At 59.5% G+C, this 23,038-nt stretch carries 14 protein-coding genes; 8 read left to right on the top strand and 6 right to left on the bottom strand.

Features of this window, described 5'->3' with window-relative positions; genetic code table 11:
• Positions 1–10 precede the first annotated feature (10 nt).
• The 3 genes from HHJ16_RS05410 to glnE all read right to left on the bottom strand — a co-directional run bounded on the left by HHJ16_RS05410 (position 11) and on the right by glnE (position 5,586).
• Positions 11–1,183, bottom strand: coding sequence for an efflux RND transporter periplasmic adaptor subunit (locus tag HHJ16_RS05410; protein ID WP_293641402.1), 1,173 nt, complete (start codon positions 1,181–1,183; stop codon positions 11–13).
• 54 nt (positions 1,184–1,237) lie between these two features.
• Positions 1,238–2,734, bottom strand: coding sequence for an efflux transporter outer membrane subunit (locus tag HHJ16_RS05405; protein ID WP_293641401.1), 1,497 nt, complete (start codon positions 2,732–2,734; stop codon positions 1,238–1,240).
• An 86-nt stretch (positions 2,735–2,820) separates the two neighbouring features.
• A complete protein-coding gene (gene glnE, locus HHJ16_RS05400; RefSeq protein WP_293641400.1) occupies positions 2,821–5,586 on the bottom strand; it encodes a bifunctional [glutamate--ammonia ligase]-adenylyl-L-tyrosine phosphorylase/[glutamate--ammonia-ligase] adenylyltransferase in 2,766 nt (921 codons plus the stop codon).
• 153 nt (positions 5,587–5,739) lie between these two features.
• Here glnE and HHJ16_RS05395 point away from each other — a divergent pair, with 153 nt between their 5' ends.
• Positions 5,740–9,906, top strand: a complete 4,167-nt coding sequence (locus tag HHJ16_RS05395; RefSeq protein WP_293641399.1) for a YhdP family protein — start codon at positions 5,740–5,742, stop codon at positions 9,904–9,906.
• 2 nt (positions 9,907–9,908) lie between these two features.
• Positions 9,909–10,715: a carbon-nitrogen hydrolase family protein gene (locus tag HHJ16_RS05390; RefSeq protein ID WP_293641398.1), complete on the top strand. Its 807-nt coding sequence runs from the start codon at positions 9,909–9,911 to the stop codon at positions 10,713–10,715.
• A gap of 147 nt (positions 10,716–10,862) precedes the next feature.
• On the opposite strand, the gene HHJ16_RS05385 is transcribed toward HHJ16_RS05390, so the two are convergent.
• Positions 10,863–11,021 (bottom strand): hypothetical protein, encoded by a 159-nt coding sequence (locus HHJ16_RS05385; protein WP_293641397.1) that lies wholly within the window; start codon positions 11,019–11,021, stop codon positions 10,863–10,865.
• Here HHJ16_RS05385 and HHJ16_RS05380 point away from each other — a divergent pair.
• Positions 11,020–12,207 carry an MltA domain-containing protein gene (locus tag HHJ16_RS05380; RefSeq protein WP_293641396.1) on the top strand — a complete coding sequence of 396 codons (1,188 nt, stop codon included), beginning with the start codon at positions 11,020–11,022 and terminating at the stop codon, positions 12,205–12,207. The two genes, HHJ16_RS05385 and HHJ16_RS05380, sit on opposite strands and share 2 nt — an antisense overlap.
• Positions 12,208–12,339: 132 nt before the next feature.
• On the opposite strand, the gene HHJ16_RS05375 is transcribed toward HHJ16_RS05380, so the two are convergent.
• Complete coding sequence (locus HHJ16_RS05375) at positions 12,340–12,825, bottom strand: Lrp/AsnC family transcriptional regulator (protein ID WP_293641394.1); 486 nt, start codon at positions 12,823–12,825, stop codon at positions 12,340–12,342.
• A gap of 180 nt (positions 12,826–13,005) precedes the next feature.
• Between HHJ16_RS05375 and HHJ16_RS05370 the strand changes: the two genes are divergently transcribed.
• The 5 genes from HHJ16_RS05370 to HHJ16_RS05350 all read left to right on the top strand — a co-directional run bounded on the left by HHJ16_RS05370 (position 13,006) and on the right by HHJ16_RS05350 (position 22,448).
• Positions 13,006–16,572 (top strand): indolepyruvate ferredoxin oxidoreductase family protein, encoded by a 3,567-nt coding sequence (locus tag HHJ16_RS05370; RefSeq protein WP_293641392.1) that lies wholly within the window; start codon positions 13,006–13,008, stop codon positions 16,570–16,572.
• Positions 16,573–16,752: 180 nt separating this feature from the next.
• Complete coding sequence (gene yajC / locus HHJ16_RS05365) at positions 16,753–17,094, top strand: preprotein translocase subunit YajC (protein ID WP_293641391.1); 342 nt, start codon at positions 16,753–16,755, stop codon at positions 17,092–17,094.
• A gap of 80 nt (positions 17,095–17,174) precedes the next feature.
• Complete coding sequence (gene secD, locus HHJ16_RS05360; protein WP_293641389.1) at positions 17,175–19,049, top strand: protein translocase subunit SecD; 1,875 nt, start codon at positions 17,175–17,177, stop codon at positions 19,047–19,049.
• A gap of 39 nt (positions 19,050–19,088) precedes the next feature.
• Positions 19,089–20,042 carry a protein translocase subunit SecF gene (gene secF, locus HHJ16_RS05355; RefSeq protein WP_293641387.1) on the top strand — a complete coding sequence of 318 codons (954 nt, stop codon included), beginning with the start codon at positions 19,089–19,091 and terminating at the stop codon, positions 20,040–20,042.
• Positions 20,043–20,069: 27 nt separating this feature from the next.
• Positions 20,070–22,448: a DUF1631 family protein gene (locus HHJ16_RS05350; RefSeq protein ID WP_293641385.1), complete on the top strand. Its 2,379-nt coding sequence runs from the start codon at positions 20,070–20,072 to the stop codon at positions 22,446–22,448.
• Positions 22,449–22,468: 20 nt separating this feature from the next.
• Here HHJ16_RS05350 and HHJ16_RS05345 read toward each other — a convergent pair whose 3' ends face one another.
• Complete coding sequence (locus tag HHJ16_RS05345) at positions 22,469–22,984, bottom strand: DUF494 domain-containing protein (RefSeq protein WP_293641383.1); 516 nt, start codon at positions 22,982–22,984, stop codon at positions 22,469–22,471.
• Between the last annotated feature and the right edge of the window lie 54 nt (positions 22,985–23,038).

The raw sequence follows: 23,038 nt of genomic DNA, 5'->3' as shown, positions 1-23,038 counted from the left end.
GGGGTGCTCTTTATTGAATAGCTGCTCGTACGCCGCTGGCAGGCGTAACAGGCTTATCGATGGTCGCTGCGTCGTTCACCCGCACCAAATCGCCATCGTTCAAAAACCCCGCGCCACTCACGATGATCCTTGCGTCGGCAGTCAGGCCCGACGTGATTTCGATCCGCTCCCCGGCCAGCCGGCCAGTCTGCACCTTGATCTGGCTGATGCGATTGTCGGGAGTGAGGCGAAACACATAGCTGAAGCCGTCGCGCACCACCAGGGCCAGTTGCGGAATGGTGAGCGCCGGCGTGCTGCCAAGATCGAAGCTACCTCGGGCAAACATCCCTGCTTTTGCCGGCGAACCTATGCCGGCATACGCGGGCAAATCCACATAGACCAAGGCGGTGCGGGTCTGCGGATCTACGGTCGGCGCGACCATGCGTACTCGGCCCGTCAGCCGCGTGCCATTGGCCGCGATGACTGTGGCGGGGGTGCCCACGCTGAGACGACCCAACTCGGAAGCGGTCACTTCCGCGCGCCATTCGAGGCGCCCGCCGCGAATCATCCGAAACAACTCGGTGCCCGCGCCGACGACCGCGCCCACGGTGGCGGTGCGTGAAGACACCACCCCGTTGTCCGGGGCAAGCACCCTGGTTTGTCGCCCTCGCAGTTGCTGCGCGTCCAGCACCGCTTTGGCGGCCTCGGCGCGTGCCTTTGCCGTTTTTTCAGCGGTGCTGTATTGGTTGATCTGCTGTGCGCTCAAGGCGCCTGAGCTTTCCAGGGTGCGCGCACGCGCAGCGTTGTCTGCCGCATCGGCGGCGTTGGCTTGCGCTTCCAGCAGGTTGGCACGGGCCTGGGCCACCTCTGCCTGCACGCTGTCGCCCGAAAATACTGCCAGGACTTGTCCGGCTTTAACCGGGTCTCCTACATTGGCGAGCACCTGGACCAAGCGGAGTCCGTTCGATTCAGAGCCAATGATGGCTTCCTGCCAGGCGGCGATGTTGCCATTGGCGCTGAGTTTGACCGGAAGACTCAATTGTTTGGGCCGGGCCGTGGCTACCGTGAGGGCTGGTTTCGCTGCGATCGTTCTTTGTTTATCCGCCGCCCTGAAATTGAATAAATAGACAGCGGCTGCAGCTAGCGCCAAAACGATAACAGCTGTCAAAATAATAGCTGCCGGCCTCTTTTTAAAATTTTCCATGGGGGTGTTCGATTCGTCGGTCGGGTGAGATAAAGATCAACGATGGCCGCGTTTTCAGGGTGTGGCGGCGGCAGCGGAAGCGGAAGCGGAAGAAACGTCGAGGTCAGTTAATGGGGCGGGTGGCGTAGGGCTGGCGCTTGTCCAGCCACCGCCGAGTGCCCGGTACAGGGCCACCCAGGCGTTGGAGCGTTCGCGTTGCAGGGTAACGACCGCCGTTTCGGAGGCCAGCGACGTGCGCCGCGCGTCTTCCAGTTCGATCAAACTGGCCAGGCCGCTTTTGTATTTTGCTTCGGTACCGGTGAAGGACGCACGGTAGCCTGCGGCAGCGACCTTGGCGTCGTCGTTGCGTTCGGCGGTGCTCTGCAGATTGACAAGCGCTTCCTCCACCTCGCGAACAGCCTGTCGCACGCTGCTGCGGTATTGGACTGCGGCGTTCTGGTAACGCGCTTTGGCCGCCTCAACATTGGCGGCGCTAACGCCGCCATCAAACAGCGGGACGGTCAACTGCAGTGGACCGACCGACCAGGTGTCAAAGCGTTGCGAAACGCCGCGCGCTATCGATTTGGCGGTTTCAATGGAGCCGCTGAGACTCAAGCGTGGATAGCGTTGGGCCAGCGCGCTGCCCACCTCTGCGTGAGCGGCATCGACCTCGCGCGCGGCGTTGAACACATCCGGCCTCTGTGCCAGTACTTCCGCAGGCACACTGGCAATGGGTGGCATCGTTTCTTGCGCCGTATCGGCGGCTGGCTGGGCCAGTTTTTGCCGCAGGGCGGGCTCGTCGATGGCCGTCATGGCTACCAGCGCTTTGATATCGAGATCACACAATGCGCGTTGTGCAATCGCATTGCCATTCCCTTCCGCTGCACTGGCACGCGCAAGGGCTGCCGTCGCCGGTGCTTGGAATCCCGCCTTGGCACTGAGTTCTGCCAAGCGCGCCGTTTCAAGCCGGGAGGCTGCATCGGCGCGTGCGACGCTCAAAAGCTTTTCGCAGGTTCGCCGACTGTAGTATTGATTGGCCACCTCGGCGGCAACCGAGACACGCGCCGCATGCCACAACGCTGCGGAGCCTTCCAGCCGTTGCTGGTTGGCATTCTGAGTGTCGCGATACCGGCCAAACAGATCTATTTCCCACGATGCCTGCAACCCTGCCTGTTCGGTCGTGGCAATCGGCGGGCTGGCCCGGTTCACGGGGGGTGAGCGGCCGCGGGTAGCGCTGGCGGTGGCGTCCAGCGTCGGCAGCAAAGCCGCACCAGAGGCGATGCGGGAGGCGCGCGCCTGTTCGATGTTGGAGCGCGCCGACGCAATAGTAGGACTGATCGTCTCGGCGGCCATGATCAGCTCGACCAGTAAGGGGTCGTTCTGCTGCTGCCACCACTGCGACAAGTTGGTCAGGGTGCCTTGATGTGGCAAGGGCGCCTGCCAGGTCGTGGGGATTGCCACGGAAACAGGCGTATAGGCTGGCCCAACTGCGCAGCCCGCGAGTCCGAAACCGGATAAGACGCCCACCGCCAGCGGCTTGGAAGCCCTGAGGGCGGCGTAAATTTTATTCATGGGTTGCGGTTTCCCTCGTGCGTTGCCACATCCTGCAGGGCAACAGAAGGTTTGCGCGCAGGCTACGTGGATTAAAGCAGGTTAAATCAAGGGATCGATTTAAAGATAGCCGCCCAAAGCGCCTGAATGGCGTCGCACTCGGCTTGCAGCAAAGGCGGCGTCACCTGCGTAGGCTCCTCGTTGAGGCGGGCGCGGTGCTGCACGCGTCTGAGTTCCCGATAGGCACTGGCCGCCCGCTCGCCGACGCCCGGCGGCAACAAGCCGGCCGCTTCGGCGCGCTGCAACAGGGCGATATTGCCGACATTGTGAATCAGCTCGGGGTGCCGCGCGGACTGCGACAGCACCAAAAACTGCACTGCGAATTCGGCATCCACCATGCCGCCGACGCTGTGTTTAACGTCAAACTTGTCTCCCTTGACGGGATGGGCCGCGCGCACCTTGTCGCGCATGGCCATGATTTCATCGCGCAGGGCCGCCACGTCGCGCGGCGCCGAGATGACCGCCTCCCGAACCTGGTCGAACCGCAAGCGCAAGGATTCTTCACCCAGGACGAAACGGGCGCGCGTCATGGCCTGGTGCTCCCAAGTCCATGCGGTGTTGCTTCCGCGCTGCTGCTGATAGCGGGCATAGGCCTCAAAGCGGGTCACCAGCAGACCAGAGTTGCCGTTGGGCCGCAAAGCGGTATCGATCTCAAAGAGGTCGCCCTCGCCGGTCTTGATGGTCAGCCAGTTGATCAGTTTTCGCACGAAGGTCGCATAGACCTCGGGGGCGCGCTCATCCTCGTCTTCGAAGACAAATACGATGTCCAGGTCGCTGCCATAGCCGAGCTCCTTGCCGCCCAGCTTTCCGTAGGCAATGATGGCAAATTGCGGCGACTCGCGGTGCCTGTTTTTGAGACGCTGCCAGCACCAGTCGGCGGTAATGCTCAAAACGGCTTCGGCCAAGGCGCTCAGGTCGTCGGCTACCTGTTCTACGGTAAGGACGCCTTCTACGTCCCGGGCCAGTGTGCGAAACACTTCGGCATGGTGGGCGCGACGCAGCAGGTTGAGGCAGGTTTCCTCATCATCTTCGCCCGTGCGTCTCAAGGCGGCCAGCCGCTGTTGCAATTCTTTGGTGAAGCCGGCGGCATCAAAACGCTCGTGCATCATCTCGTCGCTGGCGAGCTCGTCGATCACCCCCGGATGCTGGAGCAGGTAGCGTGCAGGCCATTTTGCCGCGCCCATCAGCCGCAATAGACGTTCGTGCACCGCGGGGCGTTCGAGCAGGAGCGCCAGATAGCTTTCCCGCCTGAGCAGCGGTTCTATCCAGTCGAGGAAGCGCAAAGCGGCTTCTTCCGTCACGCTACGTTCGCACAGCCAACCCGCAGTGCGCTGAAGCAGCCTGGCGAGGCGGGCACGCGAGTCCTCGCGCAAGGCAAGGATTCTGGGATGTTGGCGCCACAGCGTTAAACGATGGCGAAATTGAGCCGGCCACTGCGCGGGTAACTGTTCGAGTAGGTCGTCCAGCTGCGGTGGCGGCTCCGATGTCCCTTTCCCACAGCCTTTGCAGTCGATTTTGCCGCCCAGCAGTTTGTCAAACTCTGCGGCGACCAGCTCGCGCTGTGCGTCCAGTTCGATCAGGAACAGGCAGTAATTATCGAAGCCCAAGGTCTTTGAAATCCAGCCCAGATCGTCATCGCGCGTCGGTAGCACATGGGTTTGCTGGTCATCCAGGTACTGGATGCGATGCTCTACACGGCGCAGAAAGTCATAAGCCTTCGCCAGCGCATCGGCGGTGTCCTGAGGCATCAGGTTGGCGTGGGCGACGCGCTGAAGTGCGTCGACAGTTGGGCGAGTGCGCAGTTCGGGAAACTGCCCGCCGCGCACCACTTGCAGCAGTTGCACCGTGAATTCAATTTCGCGTATGCCGCCACGCGACATCTTCACGTCGTTGGCGCGCTCGGGATGGCCGGCGCAGCGTTTGGTGGCGTGTTCGCGAATTTGCCGGTGCAGGATGCGCAACGCATCAAACACGTTGTAGTCGAGGTAGCGCCTGAAGACAAACGGCAGCACGGAACTGCGCAAGGCTTGCGCCGAACCGCTGCGGATGCAATCCTGGGGCGCTACCACACGGCTTTTAAGCCATGCAAAGCGTTCCCATTCACGCCCCTGTGCCTGAAAATAGTCCTCGAGTGCGCTCAGCGAGATGGCGGCGGCGCCGGAGTTGCCGTTGGGCCGCAGCGCAAGATCGACCCGGAATACAAAGCCGTGCTCGGTGACGTCACCGATCAGGCTGAAAACCGATTTGACCTGATGTGCAAAATACTCGTGGTTCGATATTTGACCGCGGCCATCGCTACGGCCGGCTGTTTCACCGTCGTGGTCATAAACATAAATCAGGTCGATGTCGCTGGAGACATTGAGTTCACGTGCGCCAAGTTTGCCCATACCCACTACCCACATGCAGGCGCGCTCTCCGTTGGGTGCCTGAGGGGCACCGTGCAACGCGTCGAGCATTTGGCCCGAGCTCTGCATGGCCACATCCAGCGCCAATTCAGCCAGCTCGGTCATGGCCTTGGTCACCATGAGCAACGGCGCCTGGCTGTCGCAGCTGCCATCGCAATCGAGCACCACCAGCCGTTCCAGGACCAGTTGGCGAAGCACTCGAAGGGCCGCTCCCGTTTCGAGGCCGCTCGCCAAAAGCGCCGCTAGCGTGAGCTGCATGGAAGCGCGCGCTGGTGCGCCCTCTGGCAAAAGCGGCAACTGCTCTGCATAACGGCGGCGGATGCGCTGGACAAAACGGGAATAAGCCGACGCACCCACCAAGGGCGACTCCGTGGCGGAAAGGATGTCCGGGCGGACGGTCGAATTCATGGTCATCACACTACTTCACAAACTTCATGGTGTTGCGTCGGGCGAACATTACCACCGGCGGTCATAATTATCTAGCCAATGGAACCCACGATAACCATCCCGATCGACCCGCCAGCCTCGCCGTCCAGACGCCTCCGATGGATCGCTTTTCTCATGCGCCTCTTGCTCTGGTTGGTTGCAGCGGCCTGGCTTCTTTTTGGTCTGAGCTGGTTCGTGCTGCACGGGTGGATTGTGCCGCGAATCGGGGAGTTTCGTTCGCGTATCGAACAGGAAGCCAGCAAGGCGCTGGGGGTGCCTGTTCGCATCGGTCAGATTACAGCCTATTCGCAAGGCATGATTCCTGCCTTTGAGTTGCACGACGTGACCTTGCTGGATTCGCAAGGGCGGGAGGCGTTGCGCCTGCCCCGTGTTCTGGGCGCGTTGTCAGCGTCCTCAATTTTGGGCTTGGGCTTTGAGCAGCTTTATATCGACAAGCCCGAACTCGATATCAGGCGTGCTGCCGATGGAAAAATCTACATTGGCGGACTGGATATGTCGCAGGGTCCAGACGCCAGGCGCAGCCCGGCGGCGGACTGGTTCTTCTCGCAGACCGAGTTTGTCATACGCGAAGGCGCGGTGCGCTGGACCGACGAGTTGCATCGGGCGCCGCCCCTGGCGTTGACGCAGCTGGACTTGGTATTGCGCAATGCCGGGCGCCGCCACCTGGTGCGACTGGATGCCACGCCACCGGTGGAATGGGGTGACCGCTTCACACTCAGAGGAATTTTCAGGCAGCCCTTGTTGTCAGGCCACGCGGGCGACTTTACGGACTGGGCCGGGCAGCTGTACGCCGAGTTTGCCCGCGTCGACGTGTCCCGCGCCAAGCAATACGTCGGCGAAGATGCGCTGGGCGTGGAATTAATACGAGGAAACGGGGCGCTGCGTGCCTGGGCTGATGTCATCAAAGGCAAGATTGTTGGCGGCACCGCCGACATGGCGCTGCGCGATGTCGATGCCCGGCTAAGCGCCCGGCTGCAGCCGCTGGCGTTTGAATCGGTGGCTGGGCGCATTGGTGGCGGACAGCGCGCCAGCGGCTTTGATTTCAATACAGAAGGCCTGCGGTTTCTCACCCGGGACGGCTTGCAGTGGCCGGGCGGCAACGTCGCGCTGACGCACACCAACGATCAAGCGGGCGTGCCGCAGCACAGCGAACTTAAAGCCGACAAACTGGACCTTGCAGCGCTGGCACAGATCGCCAGTCGCCTGCCGCTCGACGCTGGTGCGCAGGCACTTATCACCTCATTCGCGCCCCAGGGATTGGTGCAAACCATCGAGGCCCGCTGGCAGGGACCAGCGGAGGCGCCGACTACTTTTTCGGCGAAAGGCCGCGTGGTGGGGCTGAGCGTTGCCGCCTTGCCGGCAGCGCCTGCAGCGCTGCAACCGGCGTCCAGCGCGGGCGCGGGAAGCGCCCCGCCCGACACCCCTGGGAGGCCGGGTGTTAGCGGGGCCAACGTTGATTTCGACATGACGCAGCAGGGCGGCCAAGCCCAGGTCAAGATCGTTAACGGTGCGATTGATCTGCCGGGTATTTTCGAGGACGCGAAGGTTCCAATGGATCAACTGTCGGTTGAGGCGCAATGGAAGTTCTCGGGCCAGAAAATTGAAATGCAGTTGCGCAATTTGCAATTTGCCAATGCCGACGCGCAGGGGCAAGCTCAGGTTAAATGGCATACCGAGGACGCCGCCCCCGGCGCTGCGACGGTTGACAAGTCCTCTGATCGCCGCTTCCCTGGAGTGCTAGATCTGCAGGGCACCTTGAGCCGCGGCAATGGAACCAAGGTTCACCGTTATTTACCTCTGGTGCTGCCCGAGCCGGTGCGCCATTACGTCCGTGACGCCGTGGTGCAAGGCGAGGTCAGCGACGTGAAATTCAAGGTCTTGGGTGCGGTCAGGCTGATTCCTTTTGTCAACCCGGCCCAAGGAGACTTTCGCGTCTCCGCTAAAGTGCACAACGGACATTTTGCGTATGTCCCCAAGTTCCTGCAACCGCCGGGCGCGGCACCGTGGCCAGCCCTGACCGAGCTCAATGGGGAATTGGTTTTCAACCGCGCGGCACTTGAGGTGAATGGCGTCAGCGGAAAAGTCGATCGATTGCCCGGCCTGCAATTGGTCAAGGGCGCGGCGCGAATTCCTGACCTGACTCATGGCGCAACGGTCGAGGTCAGCACTGACATCAAAGGGCTGCTTTCCGATGCGCTGGGTTTTGTCAATACCTCGCCGCTGGCCGGCATGACCAACCAGGCCTTGGCAAAGACGGTTGCAAGCGGTATTGGCGACTATCGCTTTCACCTGATCTTGCCTATCCATTCGATCGATAAATCGCGGGTTGAAGGCACGGTCACGCTGCCTGGTAATGACCTGCAGTTTGCGCCTGCTACGCCCCAGCTGACAAAAGTTAAGGGGGTGGTGACGGTGAGCGAGCGGGGCTTCACCGTGAGCGGTGCCCAAGGACGCCTGCTCGGAGGGGAGATTCGCTTTGACGGGGGTACGCGTGCCCCTTCACGAACTCCGGCGGGCAATCCCGACACAGAGACTGGCGTGGCCTTCAAGGCTCAAGGCACGGTCACGGCAGAAGGGCTACGCCAGGCCAAAGACATGGGGTTCGTCGCACGCATGGCGCAAAACGCCAGCGGCAGCGCCGCGTACTCGGCCTCCCTCGGTTTTAGGCGCGGGGTGTCGGAGCTGGTGGTAGTCAGCAGTCTGCAGGGTATGGCGTTGAATTTGCCCGCGCCCCTGAGCAAAACCGCTGAAGCGGTGTTGCCACTCCGCTTTGAGAATGCGCTGTTGCCGGCCTCCATGAGCCCAGGGCAGACGTTGCAGGACCAGCTTTCATTGAGCATCGGAAGGGTCGCTTCCCTCCGCTATGTGCGCGATGTGAGCGGTAGCGAACCGCGCGTGATTCGAGGCGGCATAGGCATCGGACTGGAGCCCGGGGAGACGGGTCCGGTGCAGGTAACGGGAGTCGGCGCAAACATTAACCTGGCCCGTGTGGATTTGGACGCCTGGGGGAAAATTCTGGCCGACGCGCCCAGCGGCAACGTATTGGAGGCCGCGCCAGTCAGTTCTGCCGCTGCGTCCCTGGGCTATGTTCCCTCGGTGATGGCCGTGCGGGCCAAGGAATTGATAGTAGGCGGCCGCCGGCTGAGCAATGTGGTGGTGGGCGGGTCGCGCGACGGCTTGAACTGGCGCGCGAATATTGATGCCACTGAGCTTGATGGCTACATTGAGTTTCCCCAGCCCGGCGGCGTAGGTGCCGATCGTGTGTACGCACGGCTTTCACGTTTGAGCTTGGCGCCCAGCACGGCCAGCGACGTGGAGGCGCTGTTGAACGAGCAGCCCGCCAGCATCCCGGCCCTAGACATTGTGGTGGAAGATATGGAACTGCGGGGCAAGAAACTGGGCCGGATTGAAATTGAAGCGGTCAACCGGGGCGGATCTGCTGTAGCCGGGGGGGGTATCCGCGAGTGGCGCTTGAACAAGTTCAATATGATCTTGCCCGAGGCCATGCTGACGGCGACCGGCAACTGGGTGGCATTGAACCCGCAGGCCTCAACGGTCAAAGCAGCAGCAGGTGGGCCACGGATACCGCATGGACCTTCGGAGCGGCGCCGCACCGAGATGAATTTCAAGCTCGACATTGCCGATTCGGGTCAGTTGCTCAAACGCTTTGGCATGGGCGAGCTGATTCGCCGCGGCAAAGGCAAGCTCGAAGGCCAAGTCGCCTGGATCGGCTCTCCGCTGAGCCTGGACTATCCCACCCTGAGCGGGCAGTTCAACGTGAACCTCGAGTCCGGGCAATTCGTGAAGGCAGACCCGGGCATCGCAAAGCTGCTGGGCGTGCTGAGCCTGCAGTCCTTGCCCAGGCGCCTGGCGCTGGATTTTCGGGACGTCTTTTCCGAGGGCTTCGCCTTTGACTTCGTTCGCGGCGATGTCACTATCAACCAGGGGCTGGCACGTACCAACAATCTGCAGATGAGCGGTGTCAATGCCGCGGTGCTGATGGACGGCAGTGCCGACATTGCCCGGGAAACGCAAAACATCAAGGTGATCGTGGTGCCTGAGATCAATGCCGGTACAGCCTCGTTGATTGCCACGGTCATCAATCCGGCTATCGGCTTGGGCAGCTTCCTGGCTCAGATGTTTTTGCGCCGCCCCCTGATGGAAGCGGCGACCCAGGAGTTTCACATTGATGGCACTTGGACGGACCCCAAAATCACCAAGGTTGATCGCAGAAGCCAGGCACCAGGAAAGTCCGGCGTTGCCCCTGCGGAGACTCGCTGATCATGAAAATTGCCGCTATCCAGATGGTTTCAGGCGTCAGCGTTCAGGGCAATCTGGACGCCGCCGCGCACTGGCTGGCGCAGGCCGCAGCACAAGGCGCCGAGCTGGCGGTTCTGCCCGAATACTTTTGTGTGATGGGTTTCAAGGACACCGACAAATTAAAGTTTCAGGAGACGCCTGGCTGCGGCTTGATCCAGGATTTTTTGAGTCATTCGGCCCGTCAGTTGGGACTCTGGATTGTTGGCGGAACGCTGCCGATGGCGACCGCTGACCCGAGCCGCGCGCGCAACTGCTCGCTGGCGTATGCACCGTCAGGCGATTGTGTGGCACGCTACGACAAGATCCATTTGTTCAGGTTTGCGCAGGGCCAAGAACACTACGACGAAACCCGCGTGCTGGAGCCCGGTACACAGCCGGTGCAGTTTGAGTTGGCCTCACAAGACGGTCATGTTTACGCCATCGGCATGAGCGTTTGCTACGACCTGCGTTTTCCAGAGCTCTATCGGGCTTTGAAGGCGGACCTGTTGCTGGTGCCGAGCGCTTTTACTTACACTACCGGACAAGCCCATTGGGAAGTATTGTTGCGCGCCCGCGCGATTGAGAATCTGGCGTATGTGGTGGCAGCCGCCCAAGGCGGTACCCATGAAAATGCGCGCCGCACCTGGGGTCACAGCATGGTGGTGGATCCGTGGGGCCAGATTTTGGCGCAGCAGCCGCAAGGCGCAGGACTGGTGATGGCTGAAGTTCTTGGGCCTCATCTGCAAGCTATGCGGCGTCGCCTGCCGGCGTTAAATCATCGCGTCTTGTAAGCGGTGCTTCATCAGCGGGCCAAACCAGCGCCCGTCGCTGGCCCGGTAGGACACTCCTAGGTGCGTTGCGCTGGAGTTTTTGACAAAATGGGGAACGAGTGGTCGCTAAATCGAACCAACTTATTGTCGAGCCGGTAACCCAGCGATTTATTTTTTTTCAGCGGACTGGTCTGATTCCAGGCTGGACGCAGAGGATTCCGAACCGCGCTGCAGTTCACCATTTTTACGACCGGAAAACATCGTCCACCACACAATGAACACGAACAGCAGCAACGCGCCCAGGGCTTCTAGCAAGAGTAGGGACATGACATTTCCTTGGGTTGCAAATACGGTCTTAACGCGGTCAATACGACTGGCACCCATTATCGCCATGGCGGCGCTGCTAGCTTCATGCGCCAGCCCCCCCATGCCGCCTTCATCGTCTATGCCGTCGGTGCCTGTTGCTGCGCCCGTGACCGCCGGGAGTCGTCCTGGCGATAGCGGCCCTTTGCCCGCGCCTCTGGTGCAAGGTAAGAGTCGCTGGGTTCCGGTGCGTTGGGCCGAATTGCCGGGATTTGAAGAGGATCAGTTGTTTGAGGCCTGGAACGCCTGGCTCAAAAGCTGCGAGCGGCCGGGTCCGATTTTCGCGCCCCTGTGCGGTGAAGTTCGGCGCCTGAGCATCGCCTCGGCGGAGGAGCAGCGTGTCTGGATGGTCGCCCGGCTGCAGCCCTATCGGGTTGAGACCCTGCAGGGCGGGTCCGAAGGCTTGCTCACCAGCTACTACGAACCGGTGCTGAAAGCCAGTCGCATGACTGGCGGGGCGTATGAAGTGCCTTTGTACCGCGCACCCAGCACGCTGGGCAGCCGCAAGCCGTGGTTCTCGCGGCAGGAAATCGACACGCTGCCCGAAGCCAGAGCGGCGCTAAAAGGTCGGGAAATCGCCTGGGTGGCAGATCCTATTGATGCGCTGATGCTGCAAATACAAGGGTCGGGCCGTCTTGATATCAGCGAGCCCGACGGTTCGCAGCACGTGGTCCGCGTCGCGTTCGCAGGGTCCAATGACCAGCCCTACCGGAGTGTGAACCAGTGGCTGTTGGCGCAAGGCGTCACAAAAATCAATCCGTGGCCGGACGCTACGAAAGCCTGGGCGCTGCAAAACCCGCAGCGCGTGCAGCAGTTGCTCTGGAGCAATCCTCGGTTTATCTTTTTCCGCGAAGAGGCGCTGAGTAATTTTGATGCCGCGTTCGGCCCCAAAGGCGCTCAAGGCGTGGCGCTCACGCCGGGACGATCCATTGCCGTGGATCGCGACAGCATTCCTTATGGAACGCCAGTCTGGCTAGCGTCGCGCGGCAACGCGGCCAACCTGCAAAAGCTGGTGGTGGCGCAGGACACCGGAAGTGCCATTGTGGGTGCGGTGCGGGCGGATTATTTTGCGGGAACCGGACCACAAGCCGGTGAGATGGCTGCGCGCGTCAATCAGCCACTGCGGCTCTGGGTTCTCTGGCCACGGTAGCTGCCCCACTGGTTTCCAACACCAGCGCGCTTCCGTGGTTTGACGGTGCATCCGAATGGGTCTTTGCCGGTTGTTAAAGCTATAGTTTTTGACAACTATGCCCGGTTGGCTGCAATCGTATTTTGTGAAAATTTAAGCTTTCCCGCGCGCCAGATGGCCTAGCGGCAGCGCGCTGCTGGCTTTCACCTCGCCGAGCGAGAAGCTGGTGTGCAAATCCTTGACGTTGGGCAGGTTGATGAGCACGTCGCGCGCGAACTGACTGAAGGTGTTCAGATCGCAGCTCACCACCTGCAATTCGAAGGTGCCGGTACCGCTGATGTAATGGCAGCTGATGACCTCGGGAATTTTGCGGATCGCCTCTTCGAGGGCTGGCAGCACGTGGCCGGTACTCTGCGCTGCGTCGAGCCGCACAAAAGCCAGTACGCCCAAGCCGATCTTGTGGCGGTTGATCTCGGCCCGGTAGCCGGTGATGAAACCCGACTCTTCCAACGCCCGCACACGCCGCCAGCAGGGCGCCGCCGACAGGCCTACGCGGGACGCCAACTCGGTATTGGTCAGGCGCGCATCTTTTTGCAACTCATTCAGGATCGCGAGATCAAACTTGTCTAATGTTTCCATTTATCCTATTTTCTAGCAAGAATCTTTCTAGGGATAGTCTAAATCGGGCAAAGAACGCAAAGACATATCTTGCTGCGCGGCATACACTTTGCGTTCAGTTGGAGACTTGACCCCACCCGGGTTTGGCCTCGCTTGCAGCTGCCCAAAAGGCGGTATTACAAATAATTTGGAGACAACGACATGAACGCACCACTTCCCGAGCACATTCGAAAAGCGCTAGAAACGGTCACGCTGGACGACAAGTATTCTCTCGGCCACGGCCGTGCTTTCATGAGCGGCGTGCAGGCGCTGGTCCGCTTGCCCATGCTGCAGCGCATGCGCGATGCCATGAGTGGCCTGAATACTGCCGGGTTTGTCAGTGGCTACCGTGGTTCGCCACTCGGCGGTTACGACCAGGCGTTATGGGCGGCCAAGAAGCACCTGGCGGCACAAAATATCGTGTTCCAGCCGGGCGTCAATGAAGAATTGGCCGCAACGGCGGTGTGGGGCAGCCAGCAGCTCGACCTTTATCCGCAGAGCAACAAGTTCGATGGCGTGTTTGGCATCTGGTATGGCAAGGGCCCAGGGGTGGACCGGTGCTCGGACGTGTTCAAGCACGCCAACATGGCAGGTACCGCCAAACACGGCGGCGTAATCGCCATTGCCGGCGACGACCATGTCGCCAAGAGTTCGACCGCTGCGCATCAAAGCGACCACATTTTCAAGGCCTGCGGTTTGCCTGTGTTTTTCCCGTCGAGTGTGCAGGACATCCTTGACATGGGTCTGCATGCATTCGCCATGAGCCGATTTTCTGGCGTCTGGGCCGGTATGAAAACGATTCAGGAAGTGGTGGAGTCGTCGAGCTCGATCCAGGTCGATCCTGAACGCGTCAAGATCATTATTCCGGAGGATTTCCAAATGCCACCGGGCGGCCTGCACATTCGCTGGCCTGACGCGCCGCTGGACCAGGAGGCGCGTCTGATGGACTACAAGTGGTATGCCGCGCTCGCCTACATCCGGGCCAACAAGCTCAATCACAATGTGATTGCGACAGCGACCGACCGCTTCGGCATTATTGCCAGCGGGAAAGCTTTCAACGACACCCGGCAGGCACTGGTTGATCTCGGGCTGGACGAAGAAACCTGCCATCAGTTGGGCATCCGGCTGCACAAGGTCAACGTGGTGTGGCCTCTAGAAGCCACCATCACCCGCGACTTTGCGCGGGGCTTGCAAGAAATCCTGGTGGTTGAGGAAAAGCGCCAGATCATCGAATACCAGGTGAAGGAAGAACTCTACAACTGGCGCGACGACGTGCGGCCCAATGTTCTGGGCAAATTTGATGAACCCGAAGGCGATGCCTCGGGCGGCGAATGGGGGCGGTCCAATCCGAGCGACCATTGGTTGCTACGTGCCAAGGCGGACCTGACGCCCGCCATCATTGCGAAGGCCATCGCCAAGCGCTTGACAAAGCTGGGCGTGCCGGCGGACATTGTTTCTCGCATGGACGCGCGACTGGCGGTGATCGAAGCGCGCGAACGTGCATTGACTGAGCTGACGGTTGAAACCGGAGACCGTGCCCCCTGGTTTTGCAGCGGTTGTCCCCACAACACCAGCACGCGTGTACCGGAGGGTTCCCGCGCAGTCGCCGGGATCGGCTGCCACTATATGGCGGTGTGGATGGACCGTTCAACTTCTACCTTCACCCAGATGGGCGGCGAAGGCGTGACGTGGGTGGGGCAGTCCGCGTTCACCCGTGACCCGCATATTTTTGCCAATTTGGGCGATGGCACCTACTTCCACAGCGGTCTGCTGGCGATCCGTCAAAGCATAGTGGCCGGGGTCAACATCACCTACAAAATCCTCTACAACGATGCGGTAGCCATGACCGGCGGTCAGCCTCTGGGTGAGCGCCCTGAGGGCCACTCGGTGCTGCAGATTATGCGGAGCCTCGATGCCGAAGGCGTGAGCAAGCTGGTGATCGTGACCGACGAGCCGGAGAAGTACCAGGGTGCACGGTTGCTGGAGGGGGTAGAGGTGCATCACCGTGATGAACTCGACCGCATCCAGCGCGAGTTTCGGGAGCTTAAGGGCACCACCGTCATCATTTATGACCAGACCTGCGCCACTGAAAAGCGCCGCCGCCGCAAGCGGGGTACTTTGGTCGACCCCGAGAAACGGGTGGTGATCAATGAACTGGTGTGCGAGGGTTGTGGCGACTGCTCGGTGCAGTCCAACTGTTTGTCGGTGGAGCCGGTGGAAACCGAATTTGGCCGCAAACGCCGCATCAACCAGAACACTTGCAACAAGGATTTCTCCTGCGTCAAGGGTTTTTGCCCGAGCTTTGTGACGGTTGAAGGGGGGCAATTGAAAAAACCTAAAAAGGAGAAAAAAGGGCTTCCCACTGGTTTGTCCGAGATTCCCGAGCCTGTTTTGCCTGTGGCTGAAACCGCCTGGGGCATCGTGGTGGGGGGGGTGGGCGGCACCGGGGTCATCACCATCGGCCAGTTGCTGGGCATGGCCGCGCACCTTGAGGGCAAGGGTGTCGTCACGCAGGACGCTGGCGGACTGGCGCAAAAAGGCGGCGCCACTTGGAGCCATATCCAGATCGCCAACCGGCCCGAGGCTATTTACACCACCAAGGTTGATACCGCCAAGGCTGACTTGGTGATTGGCTGCGACCCGATTGTGGCTGCGGCCAAGTACACCCTTGCTGTCATGCAGCCCGGGCGTACCTATGTGGCGATGAACTCGCATGGCACCCCGACGGCGGCGTTCGTAACCAATCCTGATTGGCAATTCCCCGGCGGCAATTGCGAAAGCGCGGTGCGTAACGCGGTGGGCGCGGAGTTGATGGGTAGCTTCGATGCCGAAGAAGTGGCCGTGCAGATGATTGGCGACTCGATCTACACCAACCCCCTGATGCTGGGATTTGCCTGGCAAAAAGGGCGTGTACCGCTGTCGCACGCGGCGCTTATGCGTGCGATTGAGCTCAACGGCGTGCAGGTCGATAACAACAAGGCGGCTTTTGAATGGGGCCGTCGCTGCGCGCACGATCTTGCTTCCGTGCAGTCCATGTTCAAGGCAGCGCAAGTGATCGAGTTCGTCAAAAAACCGTCTTTGAATGAAATGGTGGCCAAGCGGGTGGACTTCCTGACGGCTTATCAGAATGCTGCCTACGCACAGGCCTATCAAGGCTTTGTGGACAAAGTGCGCGCCGTCGAAGCGCCTCTGGGGAAAACCACATTGACCGAGGCCGTGGCCCGCTACCTCTTCAAGCTCATGGCGTACAAAGATGAGTATGAGGTGGCGCGCTTGCATACCGATGCCGGTTTTCTCAACAAGGTCAACGCCATGTTTGAAGGCGACTTCAAACTCAATTACCACCTGGCAGCCCCTTTGATAGCGCCCAGAAACGAGCGGGGAGAGCTGCAAAAGCAAAAATTTGGTCCCTGGATGACGACGGGCTTCAAGGTGTTGGCACGACTCAAAGGTTTGCGCGGCACGCCGCTGGATATTTTTGGGCGCAGCGAAGAGCGGCGGACGGAACGCGCGCTTATCGATGAATACAGGGCGAGCATGGAAGAGGTGCTGACAGGCCTTAGCGCTCGGAACCATGTCGTCGGACTGGAAATCGCCAGGATTCCCGAACTGATAAAAGGGTACGGCCATGTCAAAGCTCGCCACCTTGCGTCGGCACGGCCGCAATGGGCGGCGTTGATGCAATCATTCCGTCAGCCTTCGTCTGCCATCGAACAGAAAGTGGCATGAGCCGAGAGCGCAGGAGCTGCTGTGGGTTGCGGCGGCTTTCGAATCCGGCTCGAAAATGGCCGGGCGCGCGCCTATGACACCTTTTAGCTCCGCCCGCCGCATACAATCACACGATGTTCGTTCTGGCTCTACAGGCCGGAGCCCCTGTCAGTGTCTTTTTAAATAGTTGTGGAGTTAGCTGTGTTCATTTCTTCTGCTTTTGCCCAAAACGCTCCGACTGCCGCCGTAGGCACCGACTGGATGTCTTCACTGACCGGCATGCTGCCGTTGGTGCTCATGTTTGTCGTGCTGTACTTTGTGATGATCCGCCCACAAATGAGGAAGCAAAAAGAACACCGTACCATGATTGAGGCGTTGGCAAAAGGCGATGAAGTCGCCACCGGAGGCGGTCTGTTAGGCAAAGTGACCAAGTTGGGGGAGGCTTATCTGACGCTTGAGATTGCCCCTGGCGTTGAAGTGCAGCTGCAACGCAGTGCCATCGTCCAGGTGTTGCCCAAGGGCGCTATCAACACCACCAAGTAAACCATACGGCATTACGCGTAGGGGCCCGTTGAGGTAATCAAGGCCCCTTTCTCTCTCCGCCCATCAGGAACAGCCCTCTCATGAATCGTTATCCGGCCTGGAAGTACGCCATCATTGTGGTCGCGTTGCTGATGGCAGCTTTGTATACGCTGCCCAATTTTTTCGGTGAAGCGCCGGCAGTGCAGGTTTCCAGCACTAAATCCACCACCAAGGTTGACAGTACCACCATGGCCCGGGTGGAGCAGGCGCTGAAGGACGCGGGCATCAAGGCGGATGCCATCACGCTAGAAGGCAGTTCCGTAAAAGCCCGTTTTGGCGATACCGATACGCAGCTGAAAGCCAAAGATGCGGTCGAGCGGGCCTTGTCGCCGGACCCCACCGATACGGCTTATGTGGTGGCGCTTAATCTGCTGTCGCGCTCACCGGCGTGGTTGACTTCGCTGCATGCCTTTCCTATGTATCTGGGGCTGGATCTGCGCGGCGGCGTGCACTTCATGCTGCAGGTGGACATGCAGGCGGCACTTACCAAGCGGGCGGAGTCCCAGGCCGGCGATCTTCGCTTGTCGATGCGCGAAAAAAATATTCGGCACAGCGGCATTAGTCGCAACGGGCAGGCCATTGAAATCAGATTCCGCGACTCCGAAACCCTGGCGTCTGCCAAAGCGCTTATCCAAGATCAGTTTCAGGATCTCCAGACGGTCGATGTTCCAGAAGGTAGCGAGTACAAATTAACCGCCACCATCAAGCCCGAGGCCGCACGTCGCGTGCAGGACCAGGCGCTCAAGCAGAACATGGTGACTCTGCACAACCGGATTAATGAGCTGGGCGTTGCCGAGCCGGTCATTCAGCAGCAGGGTAAAGACCGCATTGTGGTGCAATTGCCGGGTGTTCAAGATACGGCCAAGGCCAAGGACATTCTTGGACGCACGGCCACGCTGGAGATGCGTCTGGTAGAAGATGGCGCCGAGGCGAGAGCCGCAGAGAACAACACCGGGCCGGTACCTTTCGGATCCGAGCGTTTCCTTGAGCGCAACGGGCAAGCTGTGATTGTCAAGAAACAGGTGATCCTGACCGGCGAAAGCCTGACGGATGCGCAGCCGGGCTTCGATTCTCAGAACCAGCAGCCCAAGGTTGACTTGACGGTTGACGCCAAGGGCGGACGCATCATGCGCGATACCAGTCGTGAAAACATCAAGAAGCGCATGGCAATCCTGCTGTTCGAAAAGGGCAAGGGCGAAGTGCTGACCGCACCGGTCATCCAGAGTGAACTCGGCAACCGCTTCCAGATTTCCGGATCCATGAGTGTGACTGAAGCCAATGACCTGGCATTGTTGTTGCGTGCGGGCTCGCTGGCCGCCCCGATGGAAATTATTGAAGAGCGCACGATTGGCCCGACGTTGGGGGCGGACAATATTTCTAAAGGCTTTCACAGTGTGTCTTGGGGCTTCGTGGTGATTGTTTCCTTCATGGCGGTCTATTACATGCTGTTCGGCCTGTTTTCCGGATTGGCGCTTGCCGTCAACTTGTTGCTGCTTGTGGCGGTGCTTTCCATGCTGCAAGCGACCTTGACGTTGCCCGGTATGGCGGCGATGGCGCTTGCATTGGGCATGGCCATCGACTCTAACGTGCTGATCAATGAACGCGTGCGGGAGGAATTGCGCAACGGTGCCTCCCCGCAAGCGGCTATTCACACGGGGTATGAGCGGGCTTGGACCACCATTCTGGATTCCAACATCTCCACCCTGATAGCCGGGCTGGCGCTATTGGCGTTTGGCTCTGGCCCCGTCCGCGGTTTTGCCGTTGTGCATTGCATCGGTATTTTGACCAGCATGTTCTCGGCGGTGTTTTTCTCGCGCGGCTTGGTTAACCTCTGGTACGGCCGTCAGAAAAAGCTCAAGACGGTGTCCATTGGCACGGTGTGGAAGCCTGCGGCTTCCGGTACCGTGGCGAAATAATTCACCTCTTTTTGCTGAGCAGCTTCCCAAGGACCCCAGATGGAATTCTTCAAAATCCGACGTGACATTCCGTTTATGCGGCATGCCTTGATCTTTAACGGCATCAGTTTTGCGACGTTCGCGCTGGCGGTGTTTTTCCTTTTTTCCCGGGGTCTGCACCTGTCTGTAGAGTTCACCGGCGGCACCTTGATGGAGGTCAATTACGCACAGGCCGCTGACGTCGAAAAAATCCGGACGACGGTGGCAGGACTGGGCCTGACCGATGTTCAGATTCAGAATTTTGGCACCTCGCGTGATGTGATGATCCGCTTGCCGGCTCAAAAAGGTGTCAGCACCTCTCAGCAAAGCGACAAAGTTCTGGCAGCGTTAAAGACTGCCAACAGCGATGTGGTGCTGCGCCGAACGGAGTTTGTGGGCCCTCAAGTGGGCGAAGAGCTGGCTCAAGATGGGTTGAAAGCTCTGGCCATGGTGGTTTTTGGCATCATGGTCTACCTTGCCTTTCGGTTTGAATGGAAATATGCGGTGGCGGCCATCATTGCAAATCTGCATGATGTGGTCATTATTCTCGGATTTTTTGCATTTTTTCAGTGGGAGTTTTCGCTCGCGGTACTGGCTGCGGTACTCGCCGTGCTGGGTTATTCCGTCAATGAGTCCGTAGTAATTTTTGACAGGATCCGGGAAAACTTCCGCCGTTACCGGAAAATGAATACCGTGGGGATCATCGACAACGCGATTACTTCCACCATCAGCCGTACCATCATTACCCACGGGTCGACCCAGATCATGGTGTTGTCCATGCTGTTGTTTGGCGGGCCCACCCTGTTTTACTTCGCCCTGGCGCTGACCATCGGCATTCTCTTCGGTATCTATTCGTCGGTGTTCGTGGCTGCCGCGATCGCCATGTGGCTGGGTATCAAGCGCGAAGATCTTATCAAGGGCCCTCCAAAGAAGGAAGAAGACCCCAACGACCCCAACGCAGGTGCCACGGTGTAAGCTAAAGGCTAACCATTCAGGGTAGTTGTGGCTTCCAGTATTAACAAGAATAGTCTTCTAGCCAAGCAGGCACGGGCGTTATTTAAAGAGCTTGCCGTGCGGGTGTTACCCGAGTTGGCTAAAGCCATTGGAGACAAACTGGCACTCTTGGCCGACCAGCCTGGCGGAGCCCGCGAAATGCAGGAACGGCGCGACGCCTTCCTGGTTTTCCAGAAAAATGGTGCGGTCTGGGTGCAGGGCACGGGTCAGGCCTGGATGAAAGCGCAAGCCGCTCCTTCGGTGACTTCCGAAGCTAGAGTTGGGAACAGCGGCAAACTCGAGCTGGTGAGCGACGACATGATGGAGAGCAAGATATTCGCCTCCCGGCTGGCGTTGCGCCTGCTCGATTTCATGAGCTGGGAGTTGAATGATCTGCGATTGCGCGTGCAAAATTTGGAAGCCATTTCCGAATTGGATAAGCAGGATATCTTTCGCCCCGAAGTGCTGGCCCAGCTGTTGGTCGAACAGTGGACGCGGGCACCTCTCCCGCAGTATTTATGGTTGATGGTCCAGGACCTGATTTATAAAGGCATGGGCGAGCACATGCTGAAGACCTATCACGCGACCAATGAATTTCTGGTCCGCCAAGGGGTGATGGTAGAAATTGATCTGCGGCCATTGGTCAAGCGCACTCCTTCGGCTACAACTGTTAGGTCAGGTTTAAATAGCGCTCTGGAGCCTTCGTACGAACGATCGAGATTTGAGCCGCGAAGTTCAGGCGATGGCGGCGGGCGCACTGCGGGCTCAAGGACTCCTGACAGCCTATCGGCGTTCAGGAGCGCCGCAGGTGCTGGGCAGGGGTTCGGGAATGGGGGCTCAAACGACTCCATTGCTAACGAGACGCGCATGCAAACTGCCGCCACACCTTTGGCCAGAGCGCGCCAACGCGCCCAAGACGTGATGGGGAACCTCAAGCGGTTACTTTCAAAGCAAGTTTCGGATTTTGACATCAAGCAGGCCACTCGGCCTTCTGTGCCGCTCGCTCAGGCGATGGCCAGCGTTCTACGGGCGGAAGAAAGTGGCGCGGAGCGTACTTTGCTGGCAGAGGCCCCAGGCCAAGTGTACGGTCAGGCGGACATCGCTCAGGCTCTGGGCGCACTGCGCGAGCGCAGCAGCACGCTTAAACAGGCGGCTGCCACATCTGCGGAAAAGGCGACCATCGAAATTGTGGCCTTGATGTTTCAGAGTATTTTGGCCGAAGAGCGGATTCCGCCCGTGATCAGGGTCTGGTTTGCGCGGCTGCAAATGCCCGTGCTGCGTGTGGCGATTGCCGAACCCGAGTTTTTCGGATCCTTGCAGCATCCGGCGCGTCGGCTGATCGACCGCATGGGCTCCTGCGTGCTGGGGTTTGGTGTCACGGTCTCAAGCGGAGCGATAGAATTTGAAATCAAGCGGATTGTGCAAGTTATAGAGCAGTATCCAGAAACCGGGCGCCGGGTATTTCAACTCGTCAGCGAGGAGTTTGAAAAGTTTTTGTCGAAGTTCTTTTCCGAACAAGACAGCACAGCCCGCGCGGTCAGTGTGGTCCAGCAGGTCGAGCAAAAAGAGACCATGACCATTCAGTACACCATTGAGATGCGGAACATGCTCAATGACATGCCGGTGCGCGAAGAGATCCGAGGGTTTCTATTCAAAATATGGGCCGAAGCGCTGGCCATTGCGGCGATGAAAAATGGCCCGCAGCACGCAGAAACCCTTACGCTCAAGCGGGCTGCTGCGGACTTGGTCTGGGCCGCAAGCGCCAAACCAAATCGGGTTGATCGTGCCCGTGTCATTGCCGATTTACCCAAACTGCTGCAACTCCTGCGCCTCGGCATGTCTCTGCTGGGCTTGGGAATACCCGCACAGGACGGTCATTTGAAAGCAATCAGTGACATCCTTGCGGACGCATTCATGTCTAAAACCGACGCGCTCTCGGTGGAGCGGGTTGAAGCCATGGCCAAGCGGCTGACAAATCTGGAAGACTATCTGTCGGATGACGATGTCGGCGACTTGCCGCTGGATACGGCCAGTCTGGTGACGATGATTGGCATTGATGCCGCAGATATTGACGTCATCACTGACGGTGGCAGCTACCCCACAGACGCCATGCGCGCTTGGGTAAAAGAACTTCAGTTGGGCGCCTGGTTCAGCCTGGACACTAACGGCCAAGTCAGACAAGTTCAGTTTGTCTGGTGCAGCGATCGAAAGCATTTGCATCTGTTTGCGGCTGCCGACGGGCGCAACTTTTTGATTCAGGCGCGCCGGTTGGCGTCCTACTTGCAAGCGGGTTTACTGGTGCCTATGGAAGAAGAGGCCCTGACAGTCCGCGCCACACGCGACGCTTTGGCCAAACTGGACGCCAATCCAGAGCGCTTACTGGGGTAGTGACGGCCCTGCGCAGGCGTTTAGTGGGCGACGCGAAACGCCGTGTCGTCACACAATTCGTCGAGAACCAGTGCATCGGGCTCCTCGCCAAAGCTCCAGTACACCATGAGCACGATAATTTTCAGGTCGTCCAGCGTTACTGGCTCTCCCGGTGCCGCCATGGCACGGTCAATAACAATCTCTCGCATATGGGAGGGGAGCACGCCGGATGATTCCAGGAAACTCACAAATCCGAGGCTTTGTGCACCGAGATGAGCCTGTTCGGCCGTCGAGTAAACACGAAGGCTGTCGGCCGACTGCGGCTGTATGCCGGGATGAACCGCAAGGGCTCCGGCAATGCCCGCCGGCGTCTTTGCAGGGAGGCCGATCTGCGTCACCTGCGCTGCGATATTCAATCCGTCAAGCCAAACAAGAGCCGCCTGGATCTCTTCCGCTTCAAATCCAGCTGCAGTGAGTTTGCGACCCAGCCGCTGTAGTTCCGGACACGCGTCACCTTGCCAATAATTCTCGTAAACATAGACCAATACTTCAAACATAGATTCAATATAACGCAGATAGGGGCGACAGTGTCAACGCCGTTAGGGAGGATT

The organism is Polaromonas sp., assembly GCF_012927485.1.
Taxonomy (GTDB): domain Bacteria; phylum Pseudomonadota; class Gammaproteobacteria; order Burkholderiales; family Burkholderiaceae_C; genus Polaromonas.
The sequence above is the reverse complement of the archived record's forward strand: the minus strand, read 5'-3'. Positions and strand labels throughout refer to the sequence as shown.

What these genes read in the sequence shown, in the direction of transcription:
- secD (WP_293641389.1), top strand. Translation starts at nt 17,175, where the DNA reads ATGAATCGTTATCCGGCCTGGAAGTACGCCATCATTGTGGTCGCGTTG.
- secF (WP_293641387.1), top strand. Translation starts at nt 19,089, where the DNA reads ATGGAATTCTTCAAAATCCGACGTGACATTCCGTTTATGCGGCATGCC.
- HHJ16_RS05410 (WP_293641402.1), bottom strand. Translation starts at nt 1,183, where the DNA reads ATGGAAAATTTTAAAAAGAGGCCGGCAGCTATTATTTTGACAGCTGTT.
- HHJ16_RS05390 (WP_293641398.1), top strand. Translation starts at nt 9,909, where the DNA reads ATGAAAATTGCCGCTATCCAGATGGTTTCAGGCGTCAGCGTTCAGGGC.
- HHJ16_RS05395 (WP_293641399.1), top strand. Translation starts at nt 5,740, where the DNA reads ATGCGCCTCTTGCTCTGGTTGGTTGCAGCGGCCTGGCTTCTTTTTGGT.
- HHJ16_RS05345 (WP_293641383.1), bottom strand. Translation starts at nt 22,984, where the DNA reads ATGTTTGAAGTATTGGTCTATGTTTACGAGAATTATTGGCAAGGTGAC.
- HHJ16_RS05385 (WP_293641397.1), bottom strand. Translation starts at nt 11,021, where the DNA reads ATGTCCCTACTCTTGCTAGAAGCCCTGGGCGCGTTGCTGCTGTTCGTG.
- HHJ16_RS05375 (WP_293641394.1), bottom strand. Translation starts at nt 12,825, where the DNA reads ATGGAAACATTAGACAAGTTTGATCTCGCGATCCTGAATGAGTTGCAA.
- HHJ16_RS05380 (WP_293641396.1), top strand. Translation starts at nt 11,020, where the DNA reads ATGACATTTCCTTGGGTTGCAAATACGGTCTTAACGCGGTCAATACGA.
- HHJ16_RS05405 (WP_293641401.1), bottom strand. Translation starts at nt 2,734, where the DNA reads ATGAATAAAATTTACGCCGCCCTCAGGGCTTCCAAGCCGCTGGCGGTG.
- glnE (WP_293641400.1), bottom strand. Translation starts at nt 5,586, where the DNA reads ATGAATTCGACCGTCCGCCCGGACATCCTTTCCGCCACGGAGTCGCCC.
- HHJ16_RS05370 (WP_293641392.1), top strand. Translation starts at nt 13,006, where the DNA reads ATGAACGCACCACTTCCCGAGCACATTCGAAAAGCGCTAGAAACGGTC.